The following is an 18,202-nucleotide window of genomic DNA, read 5'->3' on the forward strand; positions in this document are numbered from 1 at the left end:
GCCCCGGTGATCCGGGTGATGCTGGTCGACGACCAGGAGCTGCTGCGGGCGGGCTTCCGCATGGTGCTGGGCGCACAGCCGGACATCGAGGTGGTCGCGGAGGCCGCCGACGGCGCCGCCGCGCTGGAGCTGCTGGCCACGACCGAGGTGGACGTCGTCCTCATGGACGTGCGGATGCCCCACCTGGACGGCGTCGAGGCCACCCGCCGCATCGACGGGCCGAAGGTGCTCATCCTGACCACGTTCGACCTGGACGAGTACGCCTTCGCCGCGATCAAGGCGGGCGCGGCCGGCTTCCTGCTCAAGGACGTGCCGCCGGACGACCTGGTCAGCGCGATCCGGCACGTGCACGCCGGTGACTCGGTGGTCGCGCCCACCACGCTGCGGCGCATGCTGGACCGCTTCGCCGCCCAGCTCCCGTCGGCGGAGCCGGTCGCGGCGGCCGAGCTGACGCCGCGCGAGCGCGAGGTGCTGCTGTCGGTGGCGCGGGGCCTGTCCAACGCCGAGATCGCGGCCCGGCTGGAGGTCGCCGAGGCGACGGTCAAGACGCATCTCGGGCGGGTGCTGGCCAAGCTCGGGCTGCGGGACCGCGCCCAGGTGGTGGTGTACGCCTACGAGGCCGGGCTGATCGTGCCCGCCCATCGGCCGAAAGTCTGACCGGGGTCGTCTGGAGTCTCACCCGAAGTCCCTCCTCAAGGCCCAGGAATCCCGATATTTCCGCTCCTAGCGTTGGTCGCGTTGAAAAAGTGCGACAAGGAGCGACGAGTGACCCGCACCCAGGCCCCGCCCGCCGTGGTGGCCACGAACCTGACCAAGATCTACGGCCACGGCGACGCCGCCGTGCACGCGCTGCGCGGCGTCTCCGTGGCCTTCCACACCGGGGCCTTCACCGCGATCATGGGGCCGTCCGGCTCCGGCAAGTCCACGCTGATGCACTGCCTGGCCGGGCTCGACACCGCCACCTCCGGCACCGTGCGCGTCGGCGAGGCCGAGCTGACCGGGCTGAGCGACCGGCGGCTCACGCTGCTGCGCCGCGAGCGCATCGGCTTCGTCTTCCAGGCGTTCAACCTGCTGCCCACGCTGACCGCCGAGCAGAACATCCGCCTGCCGCTCGACATCGCCGCCCGGCAGCCGGACCAGGCGCTGTACGACCGGGTGATCGACACCGTCGGGCTGCGGGACCGGCTCGGGCACCGCCCCGCCGAGCTGTCCGGCGGCCAGCAGCAGCGGGTGGCCGTGGCCCGCGCGCTGATCAGCAAGCCGCAGGTCATCTTCGCCGACGAGCCGACCGGCAACCTGGACTCGCGCAGCGGCGCCGAGGTGCTGTCCTTCCTGCGAACCTCCGTACGCGAGCTCGGCCAGACCATCGTCATGGTGACGCACGACCCGGTCGCGGCCTCCTACGCCGACCGCGTGGTGTTCCTGCGCGACGGCGAGCTGGTCACCGAGGTGGCCGCGCCCACGCCGCAGACCGTGCTGGACACGCTCGTGAAGCTGGAGGCGTGAGGTGCTGAGGACGGCGCTGGCCGGGCTGCGCGCGTACCGGCTGCGGCTGCTGCTCACGTCCCTGGCGATCGTGCTGGGGGTGGGGTTCATCGCGGGGACGTTCGTCCTGAACGACACCGTACAGGCGGGATTCGCCCAGCGGGTCACCGCCGACGCCGGCAAGGTGGACGTGGCGGTGCTGGCCGGGGACGGCGTGCTCGCCGAGGACGTCCTGCGGCGGGTGCGCGCGGTCGCGGGCGTCACCGACGCGCAGGGCCTGGTACGCGGGCCCGCGCCGCTGCTCGGCAAGGACGGCAGGGCCGTCGGCGACCTCCCCACGACGGCGATCTCCGTCGTACGCGGCCCGCTGCAGCGCACCACGATCGTCGCCGGCACCGGCCCCGGCACGGACGACCGCGCCGCCGTGCTCGACGAGAACACCGCCCGCGTCAACGGCTTCCGGCTCGGCGACGACGTCGTGCTGCTCGGCCCCGGCGGGGAGCGGCACACCTTCGAACTCGTCGGGCTCCTCGACCCCGGAGTGGACCAGGAGCTCGCCTTCACCGGCGCGGTCGGCCTCACCACGTCCGCCGCCCTGCGGATGACCGGAGGGAAGGGCTACCACGAGATCGACGTCGCGGGCGACGCCCCGGGGCTGAAGCAGGCCGTGGCGGCAGCCGCCGGGCCGGGGGCCGAGGTGAGGACCGGCGAGGAGCTGGCCGCCGACCTCGCCCACGCGGCCGGGCTGGAGATGCGGACGCTGACCGTGGGCCTGCTGCTGTTCGGGGTCGTGGCGATGATGGTGGCCGCGCTCGTCATCTACAACACCTTCACCATCCTCGTCGCGCAGCGCGCCCGCGAGCTGGCGTTGCTGCGCTGCATCGGGGCCACGCGGGGGCAGGTGTTCGGCTCGGTCCTGCTGGAGTCGGGCGTGGTCGGCCTGCTCGCCTCCGCGCTCGGCCTCGCGGCCGGGTACGGCCTCGCGGCGCTCGCGCTGGCGCTGCTGGCCGCGTTCGACGCGCCGCTGCCCACGGACGCCTCCGTGGCGCTCACCCCCGTCACGATCGCCGTCGGGGCGGCCGTGGGCCTCGTCGTCACCGTGGGCGCGGCGCTGCTGCCCGCCCGGTCGGCCACCCGGGTGCCGCCGGTCGCGGCGCTGCGCACCCAGGCCGACGAGCAGGCGTTCCGTACGGGCGCGGCGCGCTGGAGCGCCGCGGCGCTGTTCCTGCTGGGCGGTGCGGGCACGACCGGGTTCGGCGTATGGGGGATGCCGCCCGGGCAGGCGCCCACACTGGTCGTGGTCATGGCCGGCGGCATGCTGACGTTCCTGGCCGTGCTGGTCCTCGGGCCGGTGCTGGTCCGGCCGCTGACCGCGGTCGTGGGCCGGCTCCCGGCGCGCCTGGCCGGCGTGCCGGGACGGCTGGCGCTGGACAACGCGGCGCGCAACCCGCGCAGGGCCGCCACCACGACCGTCGCCCTGACGATCGGGGTGACGCTGATGACGGTGATCTCGGTGCTCAGCGCGTCCACCCGGGCGACCGTGACGGAGAAGCTGGACGAGCAGTTCCCGGTGGACTACCTGCTGTCCGCGCAGGGCGGGGAGGCCGCGGTGCCGCGTTCGGTGGCCGGGGAGCTGCGGCGGGCGCCGGAGCTGGACTCGGTGCTCCAGGTCCGCGAGACGCCGGCCAGGGTCACGGGGCGGACGGGCGGCGCCAGGACGTACGATCTCGGCACCTTCCACGGGCCCGTCACCCCCGAGGTGGTCGCGGGGTCGATGGCCGCCGGACTGGCGGAGGGGCAGGTGGCGCTGCTCGACCGGGTCGCGACCGAGCTGGGCGTACGGGTCGGCGACACCGTCCAGGTCAGCGTACGGGCCAAGGGCCGGGACACGGAGGGGCGCGCGGGGAGCGTGCCGTTGCGCGTCGTCGCTGTGCTCGGCGGGGGTGGTGCGGCGCTGCCGCCGCTCACCGTCGCCGAGAGCGCGTTCGACCGCTACGCGGGGGCGCTGCCCGACGCCCGGGTGTTCGTCACCATCCGGGACGGCGTGCCCGCCGACCGGGCTCGGGCCGTGGTGCGGGAGGCGGTCGCCGCCTACCCGACCGTACGGCTCAGCAGCTCGACCGAGGTGCGCGGCGAGTTCGACGAGACGCTCGACATGCTCCTCATGATCGTCACCGGGCTGCTGGGGCTGGCGATCCTGATCTCGCTGCTGGGCATCGCGAACACGCTGTCGTTGTCGGTGCACGAGCGGTCGCGGGAGTCGGCGCTGCTGCGGGCGCTCGGGCTGACCCGGCCGCAGCTGCGGCGGATGCTCTCGGTCGAGGCGCTGGTGCTCGGGCTGGTCGGAGCGCTGGTCGGGGTGGTGCTCGGCGGGCTGTACGGCTGGGTGGCGGTGCTGGCGATGCTGGACGGGGCGGTCCTGTCGGTGCCGGTGGGGCAGGTCGTGCTGTTCGTGGCGCTGTCGGGGGTGGCGGGGGTGGTGGCCTCGCTGGTGCCGGCGCGGCGGGCGGCGCGGGCGTCGATCGCCGGCGCGCTCGCCGCCGGATGAGCGATAAGTCGGTGAAAGCGCCTTGAAGGTGCATAAATCCGGAATGTGTGGATAGAGAGCGCATGCGCGAGGGCCGGGCGTCTCATGGGGGCGGCGCCCGGCCCTCGCGCCCGCTCAGCGGCCGAGCGGGCTCACTGACTGAGCGGGCCGGGGCCGGATGGTGGGTCAGCGGGGGAGGGGGCCGGGCCAGAGTTCGGCCACCGTCTCCGGGTCGAGGAGCGGACGGGGGGCCACCTCGCCGGTGCTCTCGTCGATGACGACGCACGCGCCGCCGATCGTGTCCGGCAGCCGGGCGGGGTCGTCGGGTTCGAGGTCGCGGATCCAGGCGACGTAGCCGTCGTGGAAGCCGTACACGCCGACGGAGACGGCCTCGTCCGCCGGCAGCGCCCCGTTGACGTACTCCTCGGCGAGCGCCCGAGCCTGGTCCAGGTTCACCGCGGCCTCCCGTGCCGGTCGAGGATCACGCAGAACACCCCGGTCACCGTCAGGTAGGGAGGCTCCACCGACATGTGCCCCCGCTGGGCGTCGATCCAGATGACCTCACCGTCGGCGTTGACCGCGTTCCAGGCGTGGCTGCCGCCGCCGGGCCAGCGCACCACGATCACCGCGCTCGCGCCGTGCCCGGCCTCCACCAGCCGCCGGGCGATCATGGGGTAGGCGTGCCGTCCCTGCCCGGTGTACTCCAGCCGCTGCCCGACCCACCGCTCGATCCTGGCCGTGCTGCCGCGCTCGCCGGTGAGCACGGGCCGGCCGATGCGGTCGTGCTCGGGCACTCGGGGCGCGGCCGTGGCCGGCTCGCCGTGCCAGGTGGACAGCACCGCGAGCGCGCAGTCGGCGGCGTTGGCGGCCCGGAACGGGTCGTCGGCGGGGCCGCAGCCGTTGATCAGCCTGATCCAGGTGCCGCGCGGGTCGGGGAAGCGCGCCCCCGGGGGCAGCGCCTCCATGAGGTCGCGCTCGGCCCGCGCGTCCGGCCGCGCCAGCCCGCCTGGCACGTCGTACGGCCGGCACTCGGCGAGCGGCGGCGGCCGGTGCGGCCGGTCGAACCAGTCGTCCGCGCCGGCGGCCGGCGACGGCGCCCGCGGTTCCTCGCCGCCCCCGGACGCGCCCGGCTCGCCGGGCACGGTCACGGCCGGCTCGTCGGCCCAGAGCCAGGTCGGCTCGTCGGCGCCGGGCGTGTCCTGCTCGCCGGGGGCCGGGGCGCGATCGTCCGCCTCGGCGGCCCGCTCGTAGTCGAGCCACCGCACCCCGTCCGCGACGACGGGGTCGTACCGCCCTTCGGGAAGGACCCATCGGACACTCGGCTTGCGCTCGCGGAACACGGCCTGCCTCCTGTCATCCCTTCGACCACCGATCGTAGATGGGTCGTCACGCAACGGAGGGGGAAAGTGCAAAGTTCCGCCGGGCCGGGTCTCCTACTCGTAGTGGTAGCGAGCCTGCAGGATGATGACCGAACAGGCGGCGGCGGGCCTCGCTCGCGGTGATGGACATGACCCTCCCTTTGAGTGGTACAGCTTTACGGTGCCACTCAAAGGCGGTCAGCACTCGATGACGTTGACGGCGAGGCCGCCGCGGGAGGTCTCCTTGTACTTGTCGAGCATGTCGCGGCCGGTGTCGCGCATGGTCTTGATGGCCTTGTCCAGGGCCACGTAGTGGCGGCCGTCGCCGCGCAGGGCGATGCGGGCCGCGGTGATGGCCTTGTTGGAGGCGACGGCGTTGCGCTCGATGCACGGGATCTGCACCAGGCCGCCGATGGGGTCGCAGGTGAGGCCGAGGTTGTGCTCGATGCCGATCTCGGCGGCGTTCTCCACCTGCTCAGGGGTGCCGCCCATGACCTCGGTCAGCCCGGCGGAGGCCATCGAGCAGGCCGAGCCGACCTCGCCCTGGCAGCCGACCTCGGCGCCGGAGATGGAGGCGTTCTCCTTGAACAGCACGCCGATCGCGGCGGCCGTCAGCAGGAAGCGGATGACGCCCTCGTCGTCGGCCTGCGGGACGAAGCGGGTGTAGTAGGTGAGGACGGCCGGGATGATGCCGGCCGCGCCGTTGGTGGGGGCGGTGACGATGCGGCCGCCGGCGGCGTTCTCCTCGTTGACCGCGAGGGCGAACAGCGTCACCCAGTCCATCGCCTGGAGCGGGTCCTTCTCGGGCGGCTCGGCCTGGAGGCGGCGGTGGAGCTGGTTGGCGCGGCGCTTGACTTTGAGCCCGCCCGGCAGCACGCCCTCGCGGGAGATGCCGCGGCGCACGCACTCCTGCATGACCCGCCACAGGTTGAGCACGCCCGCGCGGATCTCGTCCTCGGTGCGGCCGAACGCCTTCTCGTTCTCCATCATCAGCGCGGAGATCGACAGGCCGGTGTTGGAGCAGTGCTTGAGCAGCTCCTCGCCGGTGGTGAACGGGTAGGGGAGCACGGTGTCGTCGGGTTTGATGCGGTCGGCGCCGGTGGCGTTCTCGTCCACGACGAAGCCGCCGCCGACCGAGAAGTAGACCTTCTCCCGCACCGTGTCGCCGCCGGCGTCGCGGGCGGTGAAGCGCATGCCGTTGGGGTGCTCGGGGAGGGAGATCTTGCGTTCGAAGACGAGGTCCTCGCCGACGACGAACGGGATCTCGTGGCGGCCGTGGAGGCGTACGGTGCCGGAGGCGCGCATGGCGGCCAGGCGCTCGTCGACGGTGTCGACGTCCACCAGCTCCGGCTTCTCGCCCGACAGGCCCAGCAGGACGGCCTTGTCGCTGCCGTGCCCCTTGCCGGTCAGGCCGAGCGAGCCGTAGAGGATCGCCTCGACGCGGGCCACCCGCTCCAGCAGGCCGTCCTCGTGCAGGCCCCGGGCGAACTTGTGCGCGGCCGCCATCGGGCCGCCCGTGTGGGAGCTGGAGGGCCCAATGCCGATCTTGAAGAGGTCGAAGACGCTGATCGCCATTGATGTGCGCCTTTCACTGGGACGGCGCCGGGGCCCCGGTGAGGGCCCCGGCGGGGAGATCAGGACTCGCCGGAGGTGAGGGCGGTGTACTCCTCGGGAGACAGCAGGTCCTCAGGCTCGCCCTCGATGCGCACCCGGAACATCCACCCTTCCCCGTAGGGGTCGCTGTTCACCAGGGACGGGTCGTCGGCCACGTTCTGGTTGACCTCGACCACCTCGCCGCCGACGGGCGCGTAGATCTCGCTGACGGACTTGGTGGACTCCACCTCGCCGACCGAGTCGCCGGCCTCGACGTTCGCGCCGACCTCGGGGAGCTGCACGAAGACGACGTCACCCAGGGCCTCGGCGGCGAACTCGGTGATGCCCACGGTGATGGTCAGGCCGTCGTCCAGCCCGGCCACCCACTCGTGTTCCTTGGTGTAGCTCAGCTCGTCAGGGATGTTGCTCACTTCTTCCTCCTGTAAAAGGGCAGCTCTACGAGGTCCACGGGTTCTTGGCTGCCCCGGATGTCCACTGCCAGGCCTTCGCTCGCGCCGGCGTCGACGTAGGCCATCGCGATGGGCTTGCCCAGGGTCTGGGAAGGCGCGCCGCTGGTGACCTCGCCGACGACGGCGCCGTCCCGCGTCACCGGGTAGCCGTGCCTCGGCACCCGGCGGCCCCGCGCGACCAGGCCGACGAGGCGGCGGCGTGGCTGGTCGTCCTTGACCGCCTCCAGCGCCGCCCGTCCGACGAAGTCGCCGGGCTTGTCGAATTTCACCACTCTGCCCAGTCCCGCGTCGAACGGGGTCAGCTCCGCGCCGAGCTCGTTGCCGTACAGCGGCATGCCGGCCTCCAGCCGGAGCGTGTCGCGGGCGGACAGGCCCGCGGGCGCGAGGCCGTACGGCTCCCCGGCGGCGGTGAGCGCGGCCCAGAGCGGCACGGCGTCCTGGTTCGCGACGAAGAGCTCGAAGCCGTCCTCGCCGGTGTAGCCGGTGCGGGCGATCAGCGCCTCGCGGCCGTCGACCAGGGCGGGCAGGCCGGCGTAGTACTTGAGCCCGGCGAGGTCGGCGTCGGTCAGCGTGGCCAGGATCTCCTGCGCGCGCGGGCCCTGGACGGCGATGAGGGCGTAGCGGTCGGAGCGGTCCTCGACGGCCGCGTCGTACGCTTTGGCCCGCTCCTGGAGTTCCTGGGCGACCTTGAGGTAGTTCGAGGCGTTGGCGACCACCATGAACTCCTCGTCCCCGAGCCGGTAGACGATGAGGTCGTCGAGCACCCCGCCCCGCTCGTCGACGATCATGGTGTAGCGGGCCCGGCCGGTCGCGAGCGCGGACAGGTGGCCGACCAGCGCGTAGTCCAGGGCCTCGGCGGCCTGGGAGCCGGTCACGAAGATCTCGCCCATGTGGGAGAGGTCAAACAGCCCGGCGGCCTCGCGCACGGCCTTGTGCTCGGCGGACTCGCTGCCGTACCGGAGGGGCATGAGCCAGCCGGCGAAGTCGGTGAGGGTGGCGCCCAGGCTCTCGTGGACGTCGCGTAGCGGTGTCGGTCGGGACATGTGTCGCACCTCAGGACAGGAGTGGATGCCAGCATCCTCCCCCTCTGTCATCGATGCCTGAGAGCTTCGCCCGATTTTTGCCGGACTTTCACCTTCGGCGAGGCCAAGAGCCTGCTTTCCAGAGGCCACCTCGTCCGTGCGGTCCTTTGCCTTGAGAGGTTCGCGGGGAGGGCTTGCTCCTTCAGGGACTCTGACCGGCTGTCAGAGTGCTCTCCCGCACGGTGTCGACGGTGATGCCCGCCAGCCTAGTGCCGGTACGGGGCATTTGTCGCCTACGGGTCTCAGCAGGCCGCGACCAGCGCCTCGAACACCGCGCCGTCCTCGGCCTCCTCCGGATGCCACTGCACGGCCATCGCGAACGACGCCGACTCCAGCTCCACCGCCTCGACCGTGCCGTCCCCGGCGGTCGCGGTCACCGTCAGGCCGGGAGCGAGCCGGTCCACGGCCTGGTGGTGGTAGTGCGGGACCGTCACCGGCTCCGCGCCGAGCGCCTTCGCCAGGCGGCTGCCGGGCACCGGCGTCACCGGCAGGTGGCCGAACACGCCCGGCCCCGGCGCGTGCCCCGTGTGCCCTGCCACGTCCGGCAGGTGCTGGTGGAGGGTGCCGCCGAGGGCCACGTTGAGCACCTGGAGGCCCCGGCAGACCCCCAGGTAGGGAAGCCCGGCGTCCAGCGCCCGCGCCAGCAGCGCGAACTCCGCCTCGTCGCGGAAGCCGCGCACGTAGCCGGTGCGCTCGTGCGGCCGCGCGCCGTACCTGGCCGGGTCGATGTCGCCGCCACCGGCGAGGACGAGCCCGTCGAGACCGCGCAGCGCCCCGGCGGGCTCGCCGGCCGGCGGCAGCACGACGGGCTGGCCGCCGGCCCGCACGACCTGCTCGACGTACATGTACGGCAGCAGCGCCACGCTCACGTCCGTCCAGACCGTGAACGTGGCGGGCTCCACGTAGGAGGTGATCCCGATCAACGGGCGACGCACGACGAGCTCCCCCTAGAGCGGCGTCACGTAGGCGCCGCTGATGCCGCCGTCCACCAGGAACTGGCTGGCCGTGATGAACGAGGAGTCGTCGCTGGCCAGGAACGCCACGGCCGCCGCGATCTCCGACGCCTCGGCGAAGCGCCCGAGCGGCACGTGCACCAGCCGCCGCTGCGCCCGCTCCGGGTCCTTGGCGAACAGCTCCTGGAGCAGCGGCGTGTTCACCGGCCCCGGGCAGAGCGCGTTGACCCTGATCCCCTCGCGGGCGAACTGCACGCCGAGCTCCCGCGACATCGCCAGCACCCCGCCCTTGGAGGCGGTGTAGGAGATCTGCGAGGTCGCCGAGCCCATCACGGCCACGAACGACGCGGTGTTGATGATCGAGCCCTTGCCCTGCCGCCGCATGTACGGGATCGCGTGCTTGCAGCACAGGTAGACGCTCGTGAGGTTGACCTCCTGGACCCGGCGCCAGGCGTCGAGCCCGGTCTCCAGGATGGAGTCGTCGTCGGGCGGCGAGATGCCGGCGTTGTTGAAGGCGACGTCCACGCTGCCGTAGGTCTCGTGGGCCGTCGCGAACACCCGCTCGACGTCGTCCTCGCGGGTCACGTCCGCCGCCACGAACAGGCCGCCGACCTCGCCCGCGGCCTTGACGCCCGCCTCCTCGTCGATGTCGACGCAGACGACCCTCGCGCCCTCCTCGGCGAACCTGCGGGCCGTGGCGAGCCCGATGCCGCTGCCCGCGCCGGTGATGACGGCGACCCGATCCTGCAACCGCTGCACTTGCTCACTCCCAGGAGATGAAGACGTTCTTGGTCTCGGTGAACGCCGCGAGGGCGTCAGGACCGAGTTCCCGGCCGAGGCCGGACTGCTTGAAACCGCCGAAGGGCGTCCAGTAGCGGACCGACGCGTTCGAGTTGACCGACAGCGCGCCCGACTCGACCGCCCGCGCCACGCGCAGCGCCCGCCCGACGTCCCGCGTCCAGATGGAGCCGCTCAGCCCGTACGGCGTGTCGTTGGCGACGCGGATCGCGTCGGCCTCGTCGGTGAAGCGGGCCACCGACACGACGGGACCGAAGATCTCCTCGGTGAACGCCGGGTCGGTCACCTCGGGAGTCAGCACGGTGGCGGGGAACCAGTAGCCCTTGCCGGCCGGGCACTCGCCCTGCAGCCAGGGGTCGGAGACGAACCCGCGGACCCGCTCCAGGTGCTCGGCGCTGATCAGCGGGCCCATCTCGGTGGCCTCGTCGAGCGGGTCGCCGACCCGGACGGCGCGCACGGCGGGGGCGAGCAGCGCCATGAACTCGTCGTACACCTCGGCCTGGACCAGCAGCCGGGAGCGGGCGCAGCAGTCCTGGCCGGCGTTGTCGAACACCGCGTACGGCGCCGCCGCGGCCGCCTTCGCGAGGTCGGCGTCGGCGAAGACGATGTTCGCCGACTTGCCGCCCAGCTCCAGCGTCAGCCGCTTGACCTGGGCCGCCGCCCTGGCCGCGATCTCCTTGCCGACCTCGGTCGAGCCGGTGAACACGATCTTGGCGACGTGCGGGTGCTCCACCAGCCGGGCCCCCGCGACCTCCCCTGCCCCAGGCAGCACCTGGAGCACCCCCTCGGGGAGGCCCGCCGCCAGGGCCAGCTCGGCCAGCCGCAGCGCGGTCAGCGGGGTCTGCTCCGCGGGCTTGACGACGACGGTGTTGCCCGCCGCCAGCGCCGGAGCCACGCCCCACGACAGGATGAGCATGGGGAAGTTCCACGGCACGATCACGCCCACCACGCCCAGGGGCTCCTGGAAGGTGACGTCCACGCCGCCGGGCACCGGGATCTGCTTGCCGTGGTTGCGCTCGGGCGCGGCGGCGTAGAAGTGCAGCACGTCGCGGACCGCGCCGGCCTCCCAGCGGGCGTTGCCGATGGTGTGGCCGGCGTTGTCCACCTCCAGCCTGGCCAGCTCCTCGGCGTGCTCGCCCACCAGGTCGGCGAAGCGCCGCAGCAGCCGCGCCCGGTCGCCCGGGGCCACCGCCCGCCAGGCCGGGTACGCCTTCCTGGCACGCTCCACGGCCCGGTCCACCTCGGCCGCGTCGGCGAACTCGACGTCCGTTATGACGTCCTCCGTCGCCGGATTGACGATCTTCATGTTCACATCCGTTCGAAACCGCGGAACAGCTCCCAGTCGGTCACCGCCGCGTCGTACGCGGCCAGCTCGACCCGCGCGTTGTTCGCGTAGTGCCCGACCACGTCCTCGCCGAACGCCTCGCGCGCCGCCTTCGACCCCTCGAACAGGGTCAGCGCGTCGCGCAGCGTCGCCGGCACGGTGTCGGCGCCGGAGTCGTAGGCGTTGCCCGCGTACGGGTCCTCCAGCGTCAGCTCGCCGTCGATGCCGTGCAGCCCGGCCGCGACCAGCGCGGCGACCGCCAGGTACGGGTTGACGTCGCCGCCCGGCACCCGGTTCTCGATGCGCAGCGAGAGCCCGTGACCGACCAGGCGCAGCGCGCAGGTGCGGTTGTCCAGGCCCCACTTGACGGCCGTGGGGGCGAAGCTGCCGGGGACGAAGCGCTTGTAGGAGTTGACGTTGGGGGCGAGCAGGAGGGTCAGCTCGCGCAGGCAGGCGAGCTGGCCGGCGATGAAGCGGGCGCCGAGCCGCGACAGGCCGTGCGGCCCGTCGCCGGCCATCACCGGGTCGCCGCCGGTGGAGCGGAGCGAGATGTGGATGTGGCAGGAGTTGCCCTCGCGCTGGTTCGGCTTGGCCATGAAGGTGATCGACCGGCCCTCCTGGGCGGCGATCTCCTTGGCGCCGTTCTTGTAGATCGCGTGGTTGTCGCAGGTCCTGAGCGCCTCGTCGAAGCGGAAGGCGATCTCGTGCTGGCCCAGGTTGCACTCGCCCTTGGCGGACTCGACGTACATGCCGGCGCCCTCCATGCCGCGCCTGATGCGGCGCAGCAGGGGCTCGACGCGGGCGGTGCCGAGGAGGGAGTAGTCGACGTTGTAGAGGTTGGCGGGGGTGAGGTCGCGGTAGGCGCGCTTCCAGGCGTCCTCGTAGGAGTTGTCGTAGACGACGAACTCCAGCTCGGTCCCGACGTACGCGGCCAGGTCCCGCTCGGCGAGCCGGGCGAGCTGGCGGCGCAGGATCTGGCGGGGCGAGGCGGTCACGTCGCCGCCGTCCTCCCAGGCGAGGTCCGCCATCAGCATCGCGGTCCCCTCCTGCCAGGGCACCCGGCGCAGGGTCGCGAGGTCGGGCCTCATGACGAAGTCGCCGTAGCCCCGGTCCCAGGACGACATGGCGTAGCCGGAGACCGTGTTCATGTCGACGTCCACGGCGAGCAGGTAGTTGCAGCCCTCCGAGCCGTGGTGCAGCACCTCGTCGAGGAAGTAGCGCGCCGAGAGCCGCTTGCCCTGCAACCTGCCCTGCATGTCGGCGATGGCGAGGAGCACCGTGTCGATCCGGCCCGCGGTCACCTCGTCGCGGAGCTCGTCCACGGTCAGGAAGCCTTCGTGCACGTTCAGGTCGCTCCGATCTGGCCTGAGGCGCTTTCCCGTTGATTGGGCTAGTCTCAGACCATTGATGTGCATGGTGGGATCGTCTGTCAAGACCCGAGGACATGTTGGACGAGTCGGCGCGACTGATGACGGTGCTGCGCCCGGTGCGGGCCGGCAACGCCTTCGAGGAGACGGTGGAGCGGCTGCTCCAGGCCATCAAGCTGGGCGTGGTGCCGCCGGGCGGCAAGCTGCCCCCCGAGCGCGAGCTGGCCGTGCGGCTCGGCATCAGCCGGGTCACCCTGCGTGAGGCGATCCGCGCCCTGTCCGACGCCGGCTATCTCGACGTGCGCAGGGGCCGCTACGGCGGCGCGTTCGTCACCTACGAGCCGCCCGCCCCCGACGCCCGCGACCTGCGCCAGGCCGTCGCCGAGATGGGCCGCGACGACCTCGCCGACGCGCTGACCTTCCGCCTGGCCGTCGAGTGCGGCGCCGCCCAGGTGCTGGCCGGCACGGAGCTCGCCGGCGAGCGGCGCGCCCTGCTGCTGCGCAGGCTCACCGAGCTCAACGAGGCGTCCCTGGAGGACTACCGCCGCCTCGACACCGCCTTCCACCTGTCCATCGCCGAGCTGACCGGCTCCACGCTGCTCACCACGGCCTGCGCCGACGCCCGTTCGCGGGTCAGCGACCTGCTCAACGCCATCCCGATGCTCCAGGTCAACCTGGACCACGCCGCCGTCCAGCACCGGGCCATCGTGGACGCCATCCTCGCGGGCGACCCCGACGCGGCCCGCCGCGCCATGACCGAGCACCTGGAGGGGACGGCCGCGCTGCTGCGCGCGTTCCTCGCATGACGGAAGTGACGTCACCGTAAGGGCGATCTCCTCGTACCATCGTTTAAAGGTCATGGGGGATTGGTTTCAGCACACCATCGTCGCCACGGGACGGCTGTCGCTGTTCTGTTTCTTCGTCATGCTCATCGTGGCGTTCATCGCGACGCGCATCAACGTCCGGCTGATCAGGGCGAAGGTCGGCTGGTTCCGCGACGTCAACGTGGGCGAGATGCACATCCACCACGTCGTCTTCGGCGTCGTGCTGATGCTCGTCGGCGGCGTCACGCAGATCGTCGTCGCGCCCGCCTCGCAGACCGGGCACGCGGTGGCGGCGGGCGTCTTCGGGGTCGGCTCGGCGCTGGTCCTGGACGAGTTCGCGCTGATCCTGCACCTGCACGACGTGTACTGGGAGGAGGAGGGGCGGACCTCGGTGGACGCGGTCTTCATCGCGGTCGCCGTCACCGGTCTGCTGCTCATCGGGCTCAGGCCGCTCACCTGGGACTACGGCACGCCCCTCGTCAACCCCGCCGTGCTCATCGTCGGCAACCTGGCGCTGGCCGTGATCACCCTGCTCAAGGGGAAGATCTGGACGGGCATGGCCGGGCTGTTCGTGCCGCCCATGCTGCTGGTGGGCGCGATCCGGCTGGCCAGGCCGGGGTCGCCGTGGGCGCGCTGGGTCTTCGCCCGGCGCTCGCCGCGCAAGATGGCGCGCGCCCTGCACAGGGAGGAGCGGTGGCGGCGGCCGGCGATCCGGGCCAAGATCGCCTTCCAGGAGTTCCTGTCCGGGCGGCACGATCTCCCGTCCACCCGGCGGGCCCGCCGGCGTACGTGAGACGCATACTGGGGTCATGGCACTGCCTCCGTTGTACGAGGGCCTGGCGGACAAGGTCCCCGGCTCCCTGGCCGACCTGCGGGGCCCGGCCGAGGGCGTCGTCGCCCTGCCGCCGCACCTGGTCTGGTCGGGGCTGACCGAGTTCGACCTGTCCGACCCGCGGCTGCGCATGACGATGTACCGCATCGTGATCACCGCCGGGCGGCGTGCCGACTACGAGACCTACCTCAACCCCGGCCTGCTGGCGGCCGACTGGCCGCTGCTGCGGCGGGCGCTCGGCCTCGGCTACCGCGACGCCTGGGAACGCAGGCTGCCGCTGCGGGGGGAGAGCGCGCCCTGATGGACCTCCCGCCCTTCCAGGAGCGGCTGCTGCGGGCCGTCCTGCCCGCCTGCGAGCGGCACGGCCTGGTGCTCGCGGGCGGTCACGCGGTCAGGGCGCACGGCTTCACCGACCGGCCGAGCAGGGACCTCGACCTCGCCACGGCCGGGGAGACGCCGCTCGCCGAGGTCGCCGACGCGGTCGCCGCGGCGCTCAGGGAGGCGGGGCTCGACGTGTCGGAGGTCGAGGTGACGCCGCGGTCCGGCCGGCTGCTCGCCACCGACCCCGACACCGGCGAGACCTGCGAGTTCGACCTGCTGCGCGAGGCGTTCCAGCAGCACCCGGTCACGCGCGGCACGATCCGCGTGCTGAGCGTCGAGGACACGATCGGGCTCAAGATGCGGGCGCTGCACGAGCGCAGCTACGCGCGCGACATCATCGACGTCGCCGCCGTGCGCCACCTCTACTCCTTCCGCGAGCTCGAAAGCCTCGCCAGGCCGCACCACGAGTCCTTCTCCGTGCACGAGCTGGCCGACCGGCTGGAGTTCGCCGACCTCATCGCCGACGAGGAGTTCGAGGCGTACGGACTGGACGAGGAGGGCGTGCGGGCGGTCCGGCGCTTCGCGAGGGAGTGGCTGGAGGACATCAAGCTGCGCCGGGCCGACGACGGCGACGTGGACTACGACGCCGAGGACGTGCCGGGCGTCGACTGATCCACCGGGGCGAGCAGGGGCCGCTTGGCGGTGCGGCCGTCGCCCGAGGAGCGGCCGCGCAGCCGCCGGCCGATCCACGGCCCCGCGAACGCGCCCACCCAGCGCGCCTGCTCCGCCGCCGTCCGCCAGGCCGGCGCCGCCGGCAGGAGCGGGAACGGGTCCATCCACGAGCCGTCGCTGCCCGGCAGCTCCAGGGCATGCGCGACGGCCCCGGCGATCCTGGCGTGCCCCTCCGGGCTGGCGTGGAGCCGGTCGGGGCTCCACATCCGGGCGTCGGCCACGAACCGCAGCCCGTAGGTGTCCACCAGCGTCACCCCGTGCCGGGCGGCGGCGTCCCTGATCCGCGCGTTCAGCGCGAGGACGCGCGGCAGGAGCGGGCGGGCCAGCGGCATGATCGCGCCGATGTCGGGGAAGGTCACGCTGAACACCCGGGCTCCGGCGGCGGTCAGGGCCGCGAACATCTCCTCCAGCGCCTCCGCCACCCGCGCTGCGTCGAAGCCCGGCCGGATGATGTCGTTCATGCCCGCCATGACCGTGGCGAGGTCGGGCCGCAGCGCCAGGGCGGCAGGCAACTGCTCGTCGCGGATCTGGCCGGCCAGCTTGCCGCGGACCGCGAGGTTGGCGTAGCGCAGGTCCGGGTTCGCGCCGGCCAGGACCTCGGCCAGGCGGTCGGCCCAGCCGCGGTGGCCGCGCAGGTCGTCGCCGTCGCCGAGCCCCTCGGTCTGGCTGTCGCCGAGCGCGACGTAACGGGCGTACATCAGGGCTGCTCCTTCCCGGCGCGGGCGGCGCGCTCCTCCAGGGCGCGGGCGGTGCCGAGGCACCAGTCGCGGATCTCCCGCTCCAGCCGGCAGCCGCCCAGGCACGACAGGTAGGGCCCGACGCGCTCGCCCTCGCGCAGGAACGTCTCCTCGTCCAGGTCGCCGCGGAAGTGCAGCAGCGTGCGCTCGAACAGCGCCAGCTTGGCGGCGGCCGTCCCGGCCCGCTCGCGGAGCTGGGCGATGACGGGGGCGGGGTCGAGGACGTCCACGGCGTGCACGCGCACCACGAGGTCGTCGCGGAGCAGCAGCGGCTTGGGCGGGGCGGCGGCGAAGGCGGCCAGCTCGTCGAGACCGGCGCCGGTGACGGTGAACACCCGCTTGTTGGGGCGGCCCCGCTGGACGATCTCGCGGCCCGCCACCAGGCCGTCGGCCTCCAGCTTGGCCAGCTCGGCGTAGAGCTGCTGGGGGGAGGCGTACCAGAAGTCGGCGACGCCGACCTCGAAGGCCTTGGTGAGCTGGTAGCCGCTGTGCTCGCCGCTGAGGAGGGCGGCGAGGACGGCGTGACGGAGGGCCATCGTCAGTCATGCCCATGAGTAGTCATGGACATGACTATAAGCAGAGCGGGCGCCGGACGCTAGGGCAGGGCCGGGACGGCAGGCGGGTTGTCGGTCCAGCCGACCTCGACCAGGGTCTCGGCGGAGTCCTTGCCGGGGACCTGCTTGCCGTCGTCCAGACCTGCGCCACGTGCTCATGGACGCGCTGCGCGCCCTGCCGCCCCGGCAGCGCGCGGTGGTCGTCCTGCGGTACTGGGAGGACCTCAGCGAGACGCAGACCGCCGAGGTGCTCGGGTGCTCGGTCGGCACCGTCAAGAGCCAGGCGTCGAAGGCCATGGCCAAGCTCCGCTCGGCGCTCGGCCGCGAAACAGCGGAAGGAGTGATCAGGAATGCCCGCGCTTGAGGAGGAGCTCCGCCAGATCATGGCGGACGAGACCGCGAGACTGCACGCCGCGCCCGACCTGGCGGAGCGGGTCATGCGAGCCGCCGGCGGCAGGCGGACGAGGGTCAGGGGCGCGGCACTGGCCGCGGTGGCCGCCGTCGTCGCCGCGGCGCCCATCGGGTACGTGACCTTGGGTTCGGCGGCCACGAGCGGCGAGCCCCCGGTGGTGGTGCAGACCACGACCGCCACGACGCTGGAGCCGCCCGCCATCGACGACACCCCGCCGCTCCCTTCCGACCCGCCGGACTTCGGCGACCTGGGCGACGGGAAGGCGTTCGGGCACGTCAAGGTGGGATATCTGCCTGATGGGCTGAGATGGTCGAACTGGTCGCTGGACTACGGCGACCATTACACGACCAGCTACAACTTCGACGGCGACAAGGGCGGTTTTTTCTGCGTCCAGATCTTCGTGCACGAGGACGCCGCCGTACAGGAGCTCGACGAGCGGATCCAGCGCTACCGCGACGAGGGCGACGGCGAGGAGGTGACCATCGGCGACCGGACCGGCTATCTGGTCATCCAGCATGTGGGCGAGGACGGCATGAAGGGCACCCCGACGCTCTTCCTCAGGATGGGCGACAGGCAGCGCGCCGAGATCATGTTCAGTCCGTCGTACGCCAAGGAGTTCTCCGGCGCCGAGGCCGTCAGCGCCGAGCTGAGGAGGATCGCGGAGGGGCTGACCTCGACCCTCTGACGCCCTTCTCAGAGTGCGGCGGCCGAGCGGAGGACGAGGCCCGCGCCGAGCAGCACGACCATCGCGGCGGTGCCCAGCGGGGCCAGGCCGGAGACGCGGGCGGCCAGGCGGCGGCCCGCGGCGGCCCGGCGTTCCAGGCGGTCCACCA

21 protein-coding genes and 2 riboswitches are annotated in these 18,202 nt (G+C 72.8%); of the genes, 9 read left to right on the plus strand and 12 right to left on the minus strand.

What is annotated here, in order from left to right; translation table 11 throughout:
- Positions 1–6: 6 nt before the first annotated feature.
- The 3 genes from Nocox_RS08430 (at position 7) to Nocox_RS08440 (ending at position 4,033) form a co-directional block, all read left to right on the plus strand.
- Positions 7–657, plus strand: coding sequence for a response regulator transcription factor (locus Nocox_RS08430; RefSeq protein WP_020546613.1), 651 nt, complete (start codon positions 7–9; stop codon positions 655–657).
- Between the two features lie 108 nt (positions 658–765).
- Complete coding sequence (locus tag Nocox_RS08435) at positions 766–1,506, plus strand: ABC transporter ATP-binding protein (protein ID WP_020546612.1); 741 nt, start codon at positions 766–768, stop codon at positions 1,504–1,506.
- 1 nt (position 1,507) lies between these two features.
- A complete protein-coding gene (locus Nocox_RS08440) occupies positions 1,508–4,033 on the plus strand; it encodes an ABC transporter permease (RefSeq protein WP_020546611.1) in 2,526 nt (841 codons plus the stop codon).
- A 165-nt stretch (positions 4,034–4,198) separates the two neighbouring features.
- Here Nocox_RS08440 and Nocox_RS08445 read toward each other — a convergent pair whose 3' ends face one another.
- From Nocox_RS08445 to Nocox_RS08485, 9 genes are all read right to left on the minus strand, one after another.
- Positions 4,199–4,468, minus strand: coding sequence for a hypothetical protein (locus tag Nocox_RS08445; protein ID WP_020546610.1), 270 nt, complete (start codon positions 4,466–4,468; stop codon positions 4,199–4,201).
- The gene (locus tag Nocox_RS42870; protein WP_020546609.1) at positions 4,465–5,352 is read right to left on the minus strand and encodes a toxin glutamine deamidase domain-containing protein; all 888 of its coding nucleotides are present in this window, start codon (positions 5,350–5,352) and stop codon (positions 4,465–4,467) included. The genes Nocox_RS08445 and Nocox_RS42870 overlap by 4 nt, the downstream gene beginning before the upstream one ends.
- Before the next feature lie 216 nt (positions 5,353–5,568).
- A complete protein-coding gene (locus Nocox_RS08455) occupies positions 5,569–6,945 on the minus strand; it encodes an L-serine ammonia-lyase (RefSeq protein WP_020546608.1) in 1,377 nt (458 codons plus the stop codon).
- Between the two features lie 59 nt (positions 6,946–7,004).
- The gene (gcvH, locus tag Nocox_RS08460; RefSeq protein ID WP_020546607.1) at positions 7,005–7,394 is read right to left on the minus strand and encodes a glycine cleavage system protein GcvH; all 390 of its coding nucleotides are present in this window, start codon (positions 7,392–7,394) and stop codon (positions 7,005–7,007) included.
- Positions 7,391–8,476, minus strand: a complete 1,086-nt coding sequence (gene gcvT / locus Nocox_RS08465; protein ID WP_020546606.1) for a glycine cleavage system aminomethyltransferase GcvT — start codon at positions 8,474–8,476, stop codon at positions 7,391–7,393. The genes gcvH and gcvT overlap by 4 nt, the downstream gene beginning before the upstream one ends.
- 34 nt (positions 8,477–8,510) lie before the next feature.
- A riboswitch (glycine riboswitch) is annotated at positions 8,511–8,605 on the minus strand.
- Positions 8,606–8,703, minus strand: a riboswitch (glycine riboswitch). It lies immediately after the preceding riboswitch.
- Between the two features lie 54 nt (positions 8,704–8,757).
- Positions 8,758–9,450 (minus strand): gamma-glutamyl-gamma-aminobutyrate hydrolase family protein, encoded by a 693-nt coding sequence (locus tag Nocox_RS08470; RefSeq protein WP_033410912.1) that lies wholly within the window; start codon positions 9,448–9,450, stop codon positions 8,758–8,760.
- A 12-nt stretch (positions 9,451–9,462) separates the two neighbouring features.
- Positions 9,463–10,227, minus strand: coding sequence for a 3-oxoacyl-ACP reductase (locus Nocox_RS08475; protein ID WP_026215056.1), 765 nt, complete (start codon positions 10,225–10,227; stop codon positions 9,463–9,465).
- A 4-nt stretch (positions 10,228–10,231) separates the two neighbouring features.
- On the minus strand, positions 10,232–11,572 hold the full coding sequence (locus Nocox_RS08480) for an aldehyde dehydrogenase family protein (protein ID WP_026215055.1): 1,341 nt from the start codon (positions 11,570–11,572) through the stop codon (positions 10,232–10,234).
- 2 nt (positions 11,573–11,574) lie between these two features.
- Positions 11,575–12,933, minus strand: a complete 1,359-nt coding sequence (locus Nocox_RS08485) for a glutamine synthetase family protein (protein ID WP_020546602.1) — start codon at positions 12,931–12,933, stop codon at positions 11,575–11,577.
- Between the two features lie 101 nt (positions 12,934–13,034).
- Here Nocox_RS08485 and Nocox_RS08490 point away from each other — a divergent pair, with 101 nt between their 5' ends.
- The 4 genes from Nocox_RS08490 to Nocox_RS08505 are packed head-to-tail and all read left to right on the plus strand — an operon-like array spanning position 13,035 to position 15,606.
- The gene (locus Nocox_RS08490) at positions 13,035–13,763 is read left to right on the plus strand and encodes a FadR/GntR family transcriptional regulator (RefSeq protein WP_026215054.1); all 729 of its coding nucleotides are present in this window, start codon (positions 13,035–13,037) and stop codon (positions 13,761–13,763) included.
- Positions 13,764–13,815: 52 nt separating this feature from the next.
- Positions 13,816–14,574, plus strand: a complete 759-nt coding sequence (locus Nocox_RS08495) for a hypothetical protein (RefSeq protein WP_020546600.1) — start codon at positions 13,816–13,818, stop codon at positions 14,572–14,574.
- A gap of 16 nt (positions 14,575–14,590) precedes the next feature.
- The gene (locus Nocox_RS08500) at positions 14,591–14,914 is read left to right on the plus strand and encodes a hypothetical protein (protein ID WP_033410904.1); all 324 of its coding nucleotides are present in this window, start codon (positions 14,591–14,593) and stop codon (positions 14,912–14,914) included.
- Entirely contained in the window at positions 14,914–15,606 is a 693-nt protein-coding gene (locus tag Nocox_RS08505) for a nucleotidyl transferase AbiEii/AbiGii toxin family protein (RefSeq protein WP_020546598.1), read from the plus strand. The genes Nocox_RS08500 and Nocox_RS08505 overlap by 1 nt, the downstream gene beginning before the upstream one ends.
- Here the strand turns inward: Nocox_RS08505 and Nocox_RS08510 are convergent.
- Together Nocox_RS08510 and Nocox_RS08515 are read right to left on the minus strand one after the other, a co-directional pair.
- Positions 15,573–16,364: an SGNH/GDSL hydrolase family protein gene (locus Nocox_RS08510; RefSeq protein ID WP_020546597.1), complete on the minus strand. Its 792-nt coding sequence runs from the start codon at positions 16,362–16,364 to the stop codon at positions 15,573–15,575. The two genes, Nocox_RS08505 and Nocox_RS08510, sit on opposite strands and share 34 nt — an antisense overlap.
- Positions 16,364–16,939: a PadR family transcriptional regulator gene (locus Nocox_RS08515; protein WP_020546596.1), complete on the minus strand. Its 576-nt coding sequence runs from the start codon at positions 16,937–16,939 to the stop codon at positions 16,364–16,366. Before Nocox_RS08515 ends, Nocox_RS08510 begins: the two co-directional genes overlap by 1 nt.
- 175 nt (positions 16,940–17,114) lie before the next feature.
- Between Nocox_RS08515 and Nocox_RS08520 the strand changes: the two genes are divergently transcribed.
- Together Nocox_RS08520 and Nocox_RS42875 are read left to right on the plus strand one after the other, a co-directional pair.
- Positions 17,115–17,321, plus strand: coding sequence for a sigma-70 family RNA polymerase sigma factor (locus Nocox_RS08520; protein ID WP_157383416.1), 207 nt, complete (start codon positions 17,115–17,117; stop codon positions 17,319–17,321).
- The gene (locus tag Nocox_RS42875) at positions 17,308–18,054 is read left to right on the plus strand and encodes a hypothetical protein (protein WP_020546594.1); all 747 of its coding nucleotides are present in this window, start codon (positions 17,308–17,310) and stop codon (positions 18,052–18,054) included. Before Nocox_RS08520 ends, Nocox_RS42875 begins: the two co-directional genes overlap by 14 nt.
- An 8-nt stretch (positions 18,055–18,062) precedes the next feature.
- Here Nocox_RS42875 and Nocox_RS42880 read toward each other — a convergent pair whose 3' ends face one another.
- Positions 18,063–18,200 carry a hypothetical protein gene (locus Nocox_RS42880; protein WP_020546593.1) on the minus strand — a complete coding sequence of 46 codons (138 nt, stop codon included), beginning with the start codon at positions 18,198–18,200 and terminating at the stop codon, positions 18,063–18,065.
- Positions 18,201–18,202 lie beyond the last annotated feature (2 nt).

Source organism: Nonomuraea coxensis DSM 45129 (assembly GCF_019397265.1).
GTDB lineage: Bacteria > Actinomycetota > Actinomycetes > Streptosporangiales > Streptosporangiaceae > Nonomuraea > Nonomuraea coxensis.